General features: G+C 76.6%; 9 protein-coding genes. 6 read left to right on the forward strand and 3 right to left on the reverse strand.

The annotated features are described in order from the left end of the window. Position 1 precedes the first annotated feature (1 nt). The 3 genes from BLS82_RS07200 to dhaK all read left to right on the forward strand — a co-directional run bounded on the left by BLS82_RS07200 (position 2) and on the right by dhaK (position 2,580). The gene (locus BLS82_RS07200) at positions 2–844 is read left to right on the forward strand and encodes an HAD-IA family hydrolase (RefSeq protein ID WP_092863413.1); all 843 of its coding nucleotides are present in this window, start codon (positions 2–4) and stop codon (positions 842–844) included. Beyond that, positions 841–1,488, forward strand: coding sequence for a dihydroxyacetone kinase subunit DhaL (gene dhaL / locus BLS82_RS07205; RefSeq protein ID WP_092863416.1), 648 nt, complete (start codon positions 841–843; stop codon positions 1,486–1,488). The genes BLS82_RS07200 and dhaL overlap by 4 nt, the downstream gene beginning before the upstream one ends. Positions 1,489–1,584: 96 nt before the next feature. Next, on the forward strand, positions 1,585–2,580 hold the full coding sequence (gene dhaK / locus BLS82_RS07210; RefSeq protein ID WP_092863419.1) for a dihydroxyacetone kinase subunit DhaK: 996 nt from the start codon (positions 1,585–1,587) through the stop codon (positions 2,578–2,580). A gap of 15 nt (positions 2,581–2,595) precedes the next feature. On the opposite strand, the gene hrpA is transcribed toward dhaK, so the two are convergent. Continuing rightward, positions 2,596–6,720, reverse strand: a complete 4,125-nt coding sequence (gene hrpA / locus BLS82_RS07215) for an ATP-dependent RNA helicase HrpA (RefSeq protein ID WP_092863422.1) — start codon at positions 6,718–6,720, stop codon at positions 2,596–2,598. Between the two features lie 134 nt (positions 6,721–6,854). Here hrpA and BLS82_RS15650 point away from each other — a divergent pair, with 134 nt between their 5' ends. Both BLS82_RS15650 and BLS82_RS07220 read left to right on the forward strand, forming a co-directional pair. Then, the gene (locus tag BLS82_RS15650) at positions 6,855–7,004 is read left to right on the forward strand and encodes a hypothetical protein (RefSeq protein WP_176818981.1); all 150 of its coding nucleotides are present in this window, start codon (positions 6,855–6,857) and stop codon (positions 7,002–7,004) included. A 21-nt stretch (positions 7,005–7,025) separates the two neighbouring features. Continuing rightward, positions 7,026–7,988: an NAD-dependent protein deacetylase gene (locus BLS82_RS07220; protein WP_092863425.1), complete on the forward strand. Its 963-nt coding sequence runs from the start codon at positions 7,026–7,028 to the stop codon at positions 7,986–7,988. A 161-nt stretch (positions 7,989–8,149) separates the two neighbouring features. Here the strand turns inward: BLS82_RS07220 and BLS82_RS07225 are convergent, their stop codons facing one another. Both BLS82_RS07225 and BLS82_RS07230 read right to left on the reverse strand, forming a co-directional pair. After that, positions 8,150–10,036, reverse strand: a complete 1,887-nt coding sequence (locus tag BLS82_RS07225; protein WP_092864948.1) for an acyl-CoA dehydrogenase family protein — start codon at positions 10,034–10,036, stop codon at positions 8,150–8,152. 248 nt (positions 10,037–10,284) lie between these two features. Next, the gene (locus tag BLS82_RS07230; RefSeq protein WP_218123700.1) at positions 10,285–11,064 is read right to left on the reverse strand and encodes a TetR/AcrR family transcriptional regulator; all 780 of its coding nucleotides are present in this window, start codon (positions 11,062–11,064) and stop codon (positions 10,285–10,287) included. A 139-nt stretch (positions 11,065–11,203) separates the two neighbouring features. Between BLS82_RS07230 and BLS82_RS07235 the strand changes: the two genes are divergently transcribed. Further along, positions 11,204–12,517 (forward strand): acetyl-CoA C-acetyltransferase, encoded by a 1,314-nt coding sequence (locus BLS82_RS07235; RefSeq protein ID WP_255378187.1) that lies wholly within the window; start codon positions 11,204–11,206, stop codon positions 12,515–12,517.

Here is a 12,517-nt window from a genome sequence, read left to right on the forward strand (position 1 = left end):
CGTGCCCGCCCTGGTCTTCGACTGCGACGGCGTCCTCGCCGACACCGAGCGCGACGGGCACCTGCCCGCGTTCAACGCGACCTTCGCCGAGTTCGGCCTCCCCGTGCGCTGGAGCGAGGAGGAGTACGCCGAGAAGCTGCGCGTCGGCGGCGGCAAGGAGCGCATGGCGACCCTGTTCACCCCCGAGCTCGTCGCGTCGGCGGGCCTGCCCGCCGACGCGGCCGGGCAGAAGGAGGCCCTGGCCGCCTGGCACCGGCGCAAGACCGCGGTGTACACGGACTCGATCGAGCGCGGGATCGTGCCGCCGCGCTCCGGCGTCGCGCGGGTCGTGGAGGAGGCCGCGGCCGCCGGCTGGCAGCTCGCGGTGGCCTCCACCTCCGCCGAGCCGTCGGTGCGCGCCGTCCTCGAGCACGTCGTCGGCCCGCAGCGGGCGGCGTCGTTCGAGGTGCTCGCCGGGGACGTCGTCCCGGCGAAGAAGCCCGACCCGGCGATCTACCTGCTGGCCCTCGAGCGGCTCGGGGTCGACCCGGACGACGTGGTCGTCGTCGAGGACAGCCGCAACGGGCTGCTCGCCGCCCGCGGCGCGGGGCTGCGCTGCGTCGTCACGGTCAGCAGCTACACGACCGAGGAGGACTTCACGGGCGCCTCCCTGGTCGTCACCGAGCTGGGGGACCCGGGCGGGCCGGCCGCGCGCGTGCTCGCCGACCCCGCCGGCGTCGAGCCGGGGCCCGTGGTCGGCCTCGCCGAGCTCCAGCGGGTCCTGCAGCGGCCCGCACCCCCTGCCCCCGGCGCCGCCGTCCCCCGGGACGCCGGCCCCGCGACCACCACGAAGGAGGAGCGATGAGCCCTGCCGGCCAGGAGGACGTCGAGCGGGTGGTGCGGTGCGTCGCGCGCACCGTCGTCGCGCACGAGGAGGAGTTCGGCGACCTCGACGCCGTCGCCGGGGACGGGGACTTCGGGTTCTCCATGGCGCGCGGCTTCGAGAAGGTCCTCGCCGACTGGGACGCCTTCGACCGCACCGACGCCGGCACCTTCCTCACCAAGGTCGCCATGACCATCACCAGCCGGATCGGGGGCACCTCCGGCCCGATCTGGGGCACGGCCTTCCTGCGGGCCGGGACGACGCTGAAGGGCGAGGACGCCGTCACCGGGGAGGACGTCGTCGCCGCCCTGCGCGCCGCCGCCGAGGGCATCAAGGCCCGCGGCGGCGCGGACCTCGGCGACAAGACCCTGCTGGACTCCCTCGTGCCGGCCACCGACGCCCTCGAGCGGGAGGTCGCGGCGGGCTCGCCGCGGGCCCGGCTGTTCGCGGTCTTCGCCGAGACCGCGCGCGCCAGCGCCGACGCGACGGCGTCCCTGCAGGCCCGGCGCGGCCGGGCCAGCTACACCGGCGAGCGCAGCATCGGCTCCGTGGACGCCGGCGCCACCGCCGTCGCGATCCTCGCCGAGGCCGTGGCCCAGGAGGAGTCCGCGTCCTCGTCGTCCTGACCTCCGGCGTCGTCCTGACCCCGCAGTCGTCGTGATCCCCGCAGTCGTCCTGACCCCGCACCGCGTCCGTCCACCCGCAGCGCCGTGGAGGCCCTCGTGAAGAAGTTCGTCAACGACCCCAAGCAGTTCGTCCCGGAGATGCTCCGCGGCCTGGCCCTGGCCAATCCGGACACCCTGCGCTACGTGCCCGAGCACAACCTGATCCACCGCGCCGACGCCCCCGTGCAGGGCAAGGTCTCGATCATCCAGGGCTCGGGATCCGGCCACGAGCCGGCCCACGTGATGATCGTCGGCCGCGGCATGCTGGACGCCGCCTGCCCCGGCGACGTCTTCGCGGCCCCGCCCATGGACTACGTGTACGAGACCGCCAAGCTCATGGCCACCGACGCCGGCGTCCTGCTGCTGGTGAACAACTACACCGGTGACCGCATGGCCTTCGACATGGCCCGCGAGATGGTGGAGGCCGAGGGCATCAAGGTGGCCACCCTCGTCGTCGACGACGACGTCGCGGTGAAGGACTCCACCTACACCGTCGGGCGCCGCGGCGTGGCCGGCAACTTCTTCGTCATCAAGGCGGTGGCGGCCGCCGCCGAGCGTGGCGCCTCCCTGGAGGAGGTCGTCGAGGTCGGCAGGAGGGTCAACGCCGTCACGCGCACCATGGGCCTCGCGCTCAGCTCCTGCACGCCGCCGGCGAAGGGCTCCCCCCTGTTCGAGATCGGGGAGGACGAGATGGAGGTCGGCATCGGCATCCACGGCGAGCCCGGCCGCAGCCGTGAGGGGGTCACCGACGCCAACGGGGTCGTCGACCTCCTGCTCACCCCGGTCGTGGAGGACCTGCCCTTCGCCGAGGGCGACCGGGTCGCCCTGATGGTCAACGGGCTCGGCGGCACGCCGATCAGCGAGCTGTACCTGCTCTACGGCATCGCCCACCAGCGCCTCGCCGACCGCGGCGTCGCGGTCGGGCGCAGCTACGTGGGCGAGTACTGCACCTCCCTGGAGATGGCCGGCGCGTCCCTGACGCTGGTGCGCCTGGACGACGAGGTCGAGGAGCTCCTCGCGGCGCCCGCGGAGGTCCCGGTCCGGGTGTTCTGACGGGTCCGCGCGCGGTCAGCCGCGCAGGGCGCGCAGCGCCGCGAGGATGCGCTTCTCCGAGACCGGGGACGGCGTGCCGAGGGTCTGCGCGAACAGGCTGATCCGCAGCTCCTCGAGCATCCACCGCACCGCGCGCACGTCCTCGCCCGACCGGCGCGCCGGCGGCAGCGCCGCGAGGGTGCGCTCGTGCTCCTGGGTCATCCGCTGCACCACGCCGGTGCGGTCCCGGTCGCGCACGCGGTCGCGCGGCAGCGCGTCGAGGCGGCGGGAGATGCCGTGCAGGTAGCGCAGCAGGTCCGGCAGGCGCTGCAGGCCGGTCTCGGCGACGAAGCCGGGGTGCACGAGCCCGTCCAGCTGGGCCCGGGCGTCGGTCAGGGAGGGCAGCAGCGCCAGGTCCGCCGTCCCCTCCAGGCGCCGGCGCACGTCCGCGGCCGTCGCCAGCACGCGCCGGACGACGCCGAGGGCCTGCGCGGCGGTCGGCACCAGGCGCGGGCGCACGGCGGCGACCACCGCGTCGAAGGCGGCGCGGGTGCGCACGTCGCCGCCGCCGCTGCCGCTGTGCTCGGCGACGAGGGCGTCCACGGCGGCGGCCGCGACGTCGTCCAGCAGCGCCTCCACCCCGCCCGGCGCGGTGGCCAGGGCGAGCTTGTCGGCGTTGGAGAGCCCGTCGAGCACCGCCCGGGCGGGCGAGGGCAGCGCGGCGCGCACCAGGGCCCGCACGCCCGCCGGGTGGGCGGCCACCTGCTCCGCCGGCGTCGCCAGCACCCGCAGCGCCACCGCCGCGCGCCCGCCGGTGCTGCTGGTGCCGCCGTCCTCGACGACCAGCGCGGGGTGGCCGACGACGGGGCGCCCGTCGGGGCCGACCCGCTCCACGGTCTGCGGGATCGGGTCGACGTCCGGCCACCGCGTCAGGCCCGTGCGCTCCAGGGCGTCCCCGGCCCGGGCGACCGCCCGCGAGACCGCCGAGCGCGTCTGCCCGCGCAGCCGGGCCCGCAACCCCTCGAGGTCCTTCCCCGACGCCACCACCCGCCCGCGCTCGTCCTCGATCGCGAAGGTCGGGCGCAGGTGCGCGGGCACGGCGTCCGGTGACCACGCCTCGCGCGGCACCACGACGCCGCGCCGGGCGCGCAGCAGCTCGCCCAGCGCCTCGACGAGCGGCTGGCGCGGCGGCGTGCGCGGCAGCGCCGCCAGCAGCGCGCGGGCGGTGTCGGGCACGGGCACCAGCTGCACCCGCAGCGGCTTGGGCAGGCCCCGCAGCAGCGCGGTGACGAGCTCGAGGCGGAACCCGGGCACCTGCCAGTCCAGGCCCGCGCTGGAGACCTGGTTGAGCACGGCCAGCGGCACGTGCACGCTCACCCCGTCGTCCGGCGCGCCCGGCTCGAAGCGGTACGTCAGGTCCAGCACGAGGTCGCCCTCGCGCCAGTGCAGCGGGAAGTCCTCCTCGGCCACCGGCGCCGCCTCGTCGCGCACGAGCGCGGCGGGGTCGAAGACCAGCAGGTCCGGGCGCCGGCGCCGCTCGGCCTTCCACCAGGCGTCGAAGTGGCGCGCGGAGACGACGTCCTGCGGGACGCGCGCGTCGTAGAAGGCGAACAGCGTCTCGTCGTCGACGAGCAGGTCGCGCCGCCGCGTGCGCGCCTGCAGCTCCTCGACCTCCTCGAGCAGCTCGCGGTTGCGCGCCAGGAAGCGGTGGTGCGACGTCCAGTCGCCCTCGACGAGGGCCCGGCGGATGAACAGCTCCCGCGACAGCTGCGGGTCGATGCGCCCGTAGCCGACCGTGCGGCCCGTCACCACCGGCAGCCCGTAGAGGGTGACGCGCTCGGTGGCCACGACCGCGCCGCGCTTGCGCTCCCAGCGCGGCTCGCTGTGCTGCCGCTTGACCAGGTGCCCGGCCAGCTGCTCCACCCACAGGGGGTCGATGCGCGCCGTCGTCCGGGCCCACAGCCGCGAGGTCTCCACCAGCTCGCCGGCGACCACCCACGCCGGCGGCCTCTTCGCCAGCACCGAGCCGGGGCTGAGGGCGAACCGGGCGCCGCGGGCGCCGAGGAACTCCTGCGGCCGCGACGTCGAGGCGGTGTCCTTCAGGCCCACGTGCGAGAGCAGGCCCGCGAGCAGGGCCTGGTGGACGGCGTCGCGCACCGCCTCCAGCTCCTCCCCGGTGCGCACCGGGGCGCCGCCGGAGGTGCCGGTGCCCAGCCCCAGGGTCTTCGTCACCCGGCGCAGCTGGGCGTGCAGGTCCTGCCACTCGCGGATGCGCAGGAAGTGGAGGAACTCCGCGCGGCACGCGCGCCGGAAGGCGCTGGAGGACAGCTCGCGCTGCTGGGTGCGCAGGTGGTCCCACAGCGCCACGTGCCCGAGGAAGTCGCTGCCCTCCACGGCGAAGCGGCGGTGCGAGGCCGCGGCGGCCTCCTGCGCGTCCGCCGGGCGCTCGCGCACGTCCTGCACCGACATCGCCGCGACGACCACGAGGACCTCGGGCAGCACGCCGAGCCCGTCGGCCGCCAGCAGCATGCGCGCCAGCCGCGGGTCGAGGGGGATCTGCGCGATCCGCCGTCCGGTCTCGGTCAGGCGCTCGCGCGGGTCGGTGCGCGCGGGGTCGAGGGCGCCGAGCTCGTGCAGCAGCGCGACGCCGTCGCGCACCTGGCGCCGGTCGGGCGGGTCGAGGAAGGGGAAGGACTCCACCTCGCCGAGGCCGAGGGAGGTCATCTGCAGGATGACCGAGGCGAGGTTGGTGCGCTGGACCTCCGGCTCGGTGTAGCGGGGGCGGGAGAGGTAGTCCTCCTCGCTGTAGAGCCGGATCGCGACGCCCTCGGCCACGCGCCCGCAGCGCCCCGCCCGCTGGTCCGCGGAGGCCTGGGAGATCGGCTCGATCGGCAGGCGCTGGACCTTGGTGCGCAGGCTGTAGCGGCTGGTGCGCGCCGTCCCGGCGTCGACGACGTACCGGATGCCCGGCACCGTCAGCGACGTCTCGGCCACGTTCGTCGACAGCACGACGCGGCGCCCGGTGTGCGGGGCGAAGACGCGGTGCTGCTCGGCCGCCGACAGGCGCCCGTACAGCGGCAGCACCTCGGTGCCCCGCAGCGCCGCGCCGCCCAGGGCGTCGGCGGTGTCGCGGATCTCCCGCTCCCCGGAGAGGAAGACGAGGACGTCGCCGGGTCCCTCGGCGGCCAGCTCCTGGACGGCGTCCACGACGGCCTCGACCTGGTCGCGCACCACGGTGGTCGCCGGCCGGTCGTGGTCGGGGTCCTCCGCGTCGTCGTCCGCGTCGTCGTCCGCGTCGCTCGAGCCGCTGGAGGCGGTCGCGGCGGTGGGGACCTCCTCCACGAGCGGGCGGTAGCGGACCTGCACGGGGTAGGTGCGCCCGGAGACCTCGACGACGGGGACCTCGCCGGCCACGGCGGCGAAGTGCTCGGCGAAGCGGGCCGGCTCGATGGTCGCGGAGGTGACGACGAGCTTGAGGTCCGGGCGGCGCGGCAGCAGCCGGTGCAGGTAGCCGAGGAGGAAGTCGATGGTCAGGCTCCGCTCGTGGGCCTCGTCGACGACGATCGTGTCGTAGGCGCGCAGGTCGCGGTCGCGCTGGACCTCCGCGAGCAGGATCCCGTCGGTCATGAGCTTGACGAGGCTGTCGGGGCCGACCTCGTCGGTGAAGCGCACGGCGTAGCCGACGGCGCCGCCGACCCGGGTGCCCAGCTCCTCCGCGACGCGCTCGGCAACCGACCGCGCCGCGATCCGGCGCGGCTGGGTGTGGCCGACCATGCCGCGCACGCCGCGGCCGAGCTCGAGGCAGATCTTCGGCAGCTGCGTCGTCTTGCCCGAGCCGGTCTCGCCGGCGACCACGACGACCTGGTGGTCGCGGATCGCGGCGGCCAGGCCGTCGCGGCGCTGGCTGACGGGCAGCTGCTCGGGGTAGCGGATCGCCGGCACCGAGGCCCGCCGGCGGGCGACCTGCTCCTCGCTGGCGGCCACGGCGGCGGCGACGCTCGCCAGGGCCCGCTCGCGCTCGCGGGGGTCGCGGGTGCGGTGCAGGGCGTCGAGGCGCCGGCGCAGGCGCTGCTCGTCGCGCAGCATCACGCCCTCGAGCCGCTGCACCAGCGCCCGCGCGTCCAGCGGCGGGGCGAGGTCGACGGCCGAGGCGGTGTCCATGCTCAGGACAGCGTAGGCGCGCCCCGATCTCGTCCCGGTCCGCGCGCCCGTCGGCGCGGGGCTGCGACGGTGTCCTGCGGGGGAGGAGCCTCGCCGTCGCGTGTGGGGAGCGGCGCGCCGGGTAGGGCGGCGCCATGAGCGAGCAGGCGCAGAGCGGGCAGGGCAAGACCGGCGGGCTGCCGGGGGCGAACGCGGACCCGCGCACCGCGGAGCTGGCCGCGGACCAGGCGGCCGAGGTCATGCCGACGGAGGAGTCGGACACCCAGGCGCCGCGCGACCGGTGAGCGCTGCCGCACACTGGTGACGTGGCGGGGGCGGACGGCGCGACGCAGCGCGATCTGGAGCAGCTGACCGGGCTCGTCGCCGCCGGCCGCGTCCTCGTCCTCTCGGGAGCCGGCATGTCGACCGGCTCCGGCATCCCGGACTACCGCGGCCCGACCGGCGCGCTGCGACGCCACACGCCCATGACGTACCAGGAGTTCATCGGCGACCGCGAGGCGCGGCGGCGGTACTGGGCGCGCGGGTTCGTCGGCTGGCGCCAGGTCGCCGCCGCCCGCCCCAACCCGGCCCACGAGGCGGTCGCCGCGCTGCAGGAGCGGGGCCTCGTCGGCACGGTGGTCACCCAGAACGTCGACGGGCTCCACCAGGCCGCGGGGTCGCCGCTCGTGGTGGAGCTGCACGGCGCGCTCGACCGCGTCGTCTGCCTCGACTGCGGCGCTCTGCTGCCGCGCGCGCAGCTGGACCGGCGCCTGCGCGCGGCGAACGCCGAGTTCGACGCCCGCGCGGCCGAGCTGGTCGCGGGCCGGCAGGTCAACCCGGACGGCGACGTGGAGCTGCCCGAGGACGTCGTGCGCTGCTTCCAGGTGGTGCCGTGCCCGGTGTGCGAGGGCGGCGTGCTCAAGCCCGACGTCGTCTTCTTCGGCGAGAGCGTGCCGCGCGAGCGGGTGCGGCGCTGCTTCGACCTGCTGGCCTCGGCGCGCTCGCTGCTGGTCCTGGGCTCGTCCCTGACGGTGATGAGCGGGTACCGGTTCGTGCGGGCGGCGGCGAAGGCGGGGCAGCCGGTGGCCGTCGTCAACGCCGGCGCCACCCGCGGGGACGGCGAGGCGAGCCTGAAGGTCGACGCGCCGCTGGCCCCGACGCTGCAGGCGGTGCTGGCGGCGCTCGACGGCTCGGGTGCTGAGGGCGGCGGGGCAGTCGAGGGCGGCGAGGCAGTTGAGGGCGGCAGAGGCGTCGGGCGGCCCGGGCGCGGCGCCGTCCTCGCCGGCTGACGACCCTGACGGCGCCGCGCCGCAGACGCGGGACCCGCCCGGCGCTCCTGGCCGGGCGTGAGGTGTCACGGGTGGGGGTGCGGAGGTCCCCCGCACCCCCACCCGTGACACCTCGAGGGCGGCCACCGCGGGAGAGGTGCAGGGCGCGCGGAGCCGGTGCCTCAGTCCTGCAGCACCGCCGCCTGCAGCCACTCGTCGGGGATGCCGAACCCGGCGACCAGGCGCGAGGCGTGCGGGCGCAGCTGCGCGCACAGGTCGTTCACGGCCCGCACGAGGGCCTTCGAGCGCGCCGGGGTGATCCAGCCGCGCTCGAGCAGCCAGGCGCGGTCGGCCTCGAGGTCGGCGAGCACGTGCAGGTCGAGGGTGCGCGAGAGCAGCGCCCTCGCCTGCGGGTCCTGACACGCCCGCACCGCGCGGTCGAACGCCTCGGCGACCTCCCGGGCCACGTGCGCGCGAGCGGCCAGCACGAGGTGGTCCTGCACGTCGTTGCTGATCGTGAAGGCGTCGGCGCCGGCCTTCTTCGCCCGCCGCATGCGGGTGGCGAGGGTCTCGAGCACCCGCCGCTCGCGCCACTGCAGCGTGCGCAGCTGCCACTCGCGGTCCAGCAGCTCGGCGGTCTCGTCGCGGCCCGGTGCCACCTCGGTGATCCGCCCCACCAGCTGGCGCGCCTGCGTGCGGCTGGCGAGGGTCGCCACGAGCTGCGCGGTCGCCGCGCGCGCGGTGCCGAGGGTGTCGAGGTCCTCGAAGGAGTCGCGGTAGGCGGTCAGCAGGCCCTTGGCGACCAGCTGCAGGAGCACGGTGTTGTCGCCCTCGAACGTCGTGAACACGTCCGTGTCGGCCTTCAGCTGCCCGAGCCGGTTCTCCGAGAGGTACCCCGCGCCGCCGCACGCCTCGCGCGCGGCCTGGATCGTCGCGCTCGCGTGCCACGTGGCGGTCGCCTTCATCCCGGCTGCGCGCGCTTCCAGGCGCCGCTGCGCCTCGCTGTCCGCGCTCGCGCCGCGCAGCACCGGGTTCTGCACCTCGTGCAGCTGCTCGGTCAGCTCGTCCTGGGCGAAGCCGAGGGCCACGGTGGTGGCGAGCGCCGGCAGCAGGCGCCGCTGGTGGGTGCGGTAGTCCAGCAGCAGCACCTCCTCCCCGGCGCCGCCGGCGCGCGGGAACTGCCGGCGCCGCTCGGCGTAGCCGACCGCGATGGCCAGCGCGGTGCGGGTCGCGGCCAGCGCGCCGCCGCCGATGCAGACCCGGCCCTTGACCAGGGCGCCGAGCGTGGTGAAGAAGCGCGCGTTGCGGCTGGCCATCGGGCTGGAGTAGGTGCCGTCGGTGGCGACGCTGCCGTAGCGGTCCAGCAGCGCCTCGCGCGGCACGCGCACGGAGTCGAAGAGGATCCGCCCGTTGTCCACCCCGTTCAGGCCCGCCTTGCGCCCGCAGTCGAGCAGCGTCACGCCGGGCAGCGGGTCCCCGGCCTCGTCGCGCACCGGGACGAGGAAGGCGTGCACCCCGTGCGCCTCGCCGAGGCTGCGCAGCTGGGCGAAGACGACGGCCGCGCGGGCGTCGCGGGCGGCGCCGCCGATGTAGTCCTTGCGCGCCTGCGGGTCGGGGGAGTGGATCACGAACTCCTCCGTGTGCGCGTCGTAGGTCGCCGTGGTGCGCAGCGACGCGACGTCGGAGCCGTGGCCGGTCTCGGTCATGGCGAAGCAGCCGAGCAGCGAGCCGTCGAGCGCGCCCGGCAGGTGGGCGCGGCGGTGGCGCTCGGTGCCCAGGGCCTGGATCGCGCCGGCGAACAGGCCCCACTGCACGCCGGACTTGATCGTCAGGGACAGGTCGACGTGGCCGAGCATCTCGAAGTCGACCGTCTGCGCGCCGATGTCCTCGCGCCCGCCGACGTCCGCGGAGAACCCGTCCAGGTGGTCCCCGAGCGCGGCCAGCGCGCGCAGGCGCTGCGTCGTCAGCGCCCGGTGCTCCTCGGTGCCCAGGTGGTCGGTGGGGCGGGCGAGCTCGGCGGGCAGGCTCGCGCGGATGCGCTCGCGCACCTCGTGCCGGTGCCCGTCCATCACCCGCCGCAGGACGTCGGGATCGGCGGCCAGATCGGGAGCGGTGGCCGCCACCGCGCCCCGGGCGGTCGCCGAGCCCCGGCGCGGGACGGGCACCGCCGTCCCGGGCGCCGCGGCTCCCGACGTCGCGACGACGGCCTGCTCGGCGACCTGGGCGGCGACCCGCGCGTCGGCGGCCGCGTCGGCGGCCGCGTCGGCGGCCGCGTCGGCGGTCGCGTCGGCGGCTGGGGCGCCTGCGTCGGTGGTGCTCATCGTTCCTCCTCCTCGAGGCCCGGCACGGGCGCCGTGCCCGCCGGGGTGGTGCTGAGCCCGGTGCCGGGCCCGGACGGCACCCCGCTCGGCGCGCCGCTCAGCGACCCGCTCGTTGCGCCGCTCGAGCCCGGTGCGCCGAGCCCGCCCTGCTCCGGCAGGACGGCGGCGAGCCCGCCCCAGGCCAGGGCCGTCAGCTGCTCGGCCAGGACGGCGGCGGGCAGGCGCCCCACCTGCCCGGACCAGTGGTCGGCCGCGGCCCGCACGAGGCCGATCAGCCCGTGGCCCCACGCGCCCGTGGCCTCCGCGCGAGCGCCGCGGGCGCGCAGGTGCGTCGTGATCAGGCGCGCCACCTCGTCCCCGAGCGCGGCGGACAGCCCCGAGACCGGGTCGCTCGCCGGCAGGCGGTCCAGGCCCGGGCGGTGGACGACGAAGCGGTACACGTGCGGGTCGGCCTCCACCAGGCGCAGGTAGGTCGCGATGGCGGCGGCGAGGGCCTCGCGCGGGGTGGTCGTGCCCGTGATGGCGGTGCGCAGCTCGGAGACGATGCGCCGGTCCACGCGCGCGGCGACCGCGAGGTAGAGCTCCTCCTTGTCGGCGAAGTGCCGGTAGAGGACGGTCTTGCTCGTGCCGGCGAGGGCGGCGATCTCGTCCATGCCCACGGACGGGCCGTGGCGCGTGATGGCCCGCAGCGCGGCGTCGACCAGCTCGGCCCGCCGGGTGCGGCGGTGCTGCTCCCAGCGCGTGGTGCGCCGGTCCGTCGCCTGCAGGGTGCTCACCCGCGGCACGCTACCGTCGGTGACAGCGTATGCGCTACCCCTGGTACCGCATACTCGTCGTTCCGGATACTGTGCGCAACGGCGCCCGATCCGCGCGCCCGTCCGCTTCCCCGTGCACCGCAGCACCCCAGGAGGACCCGTGGCCGACTCCCCGCGCTGCGCCGCCGTCGTCGGCGGCAACCGCACCCCCTTCGCCCGGGCGAACCGCCGCTACGCCGGCGCCTCGGCGCTCGACCTGCTCACCGCGGCCCTCGACGGCCTGGTCGCCCGGTTCTCCCTGCAGGACGAGCGGGTCGGCGAGGTCGTCGCCGGCGCCGTCCTCAAGCACAGCCGCGACCTGAACCTCGCCCGCGAGGCCGTGCTCGGCACCAAGCTCTCGCCCGCGACGCCCGCGTACGACGTCCAGCAGGCGTGCGCCACGGGCCTGGAGGCCGCCGTCCTCGTCGCGAACAAGATCGCGCTCGGGCAGGTGGAGTCCGGGATCGCCGGCGGCGTCGACAGCGCCAGCGACGCGCCCGTGGCCCTCGGCGACGACCTGCGCCGCGCCCTGCTGGCCCTGCGCTCGGCGCGCACGCCGGCCCAGCGCCTGAGGGTCCTCGCGCGGCTGCGCCCGGGGCAGCTGGCGCTGGAGGCGCCGCGCAACAGCGAGCCCCGCACCGGGATGTCGATGGGCGAGCACGCCGCCGTCACCGCCGCCCGCTGGGGCACCACCCGCTCGGCGCAGGACGAGCTGGCCCTCGCCAGCCACCGCAACCTCGCCGCCGCGTACGAGCGGGGCTTCTTCGACGACCTGCTCACCCCGCACCTGGGGCTCACGCGCGACGACTCCCTGCGCCCCGACACCAGCCTCGAGGCGCTGGCGGCCCTGAAGCCCGTCTTCGGCACCGGCCCGGGCGCGCAGGGCGAGGCGACCATGACGGCCGGGAACTCCACGCCCCTGACGGACGGCGCGTCCGCGGTGCTGCTGGCCAGCGACGAGTGGGCCCGCTCGCACCGCCTGCCGGTGCTGGCACACCTGGTGGACGCCGAGAGCGCGGCGGTCGACTTCGTCCACGGCGAGGAGGGCCTGCTCATGGCGCCCGCCTACGCCACCGCGCGCCTGCTGGCCCGCCGCGAGCTGACGCTGCAGGACTTCGACCTGTACGAGATCCACGAGGCGTTCGCCTCCACCGTGCTCGCCACCCTGGCCGCGTGGGAGGACGAGGCGTTCTGCCGCGAGCGGCTCGGCCTCGGCGCCCCGCTGGGCGCGGTCGACCGCAGCCGGCTCAACGTGACCGGCTCCTCCCTGGCGACCGGGCACCCCTTCGCCGCCACCGGCGGCCGGATCCTCGCCACCACCGCGAAGCTGCTCGCCGAGCGCAAGGCGGCCGGGCAGCTGCGGCACGGCCGGGCGCTGATCTCCGTGTGCGCCGCCGGTGGGCAGGGCGTGGTGGCGATCGTGGAGGCCGCGTGA

Origin of the sequence: Quadrisphaera sp. DSM 44207, from assembly GCF_900101335.1 — a bacterium.
Taxonomy (GTDB): domain Bacteria; phylum Actinomycetota; class Actinomycetes; order Actinomycetales; family Quadrisphaeraceae; genus DSM-44207.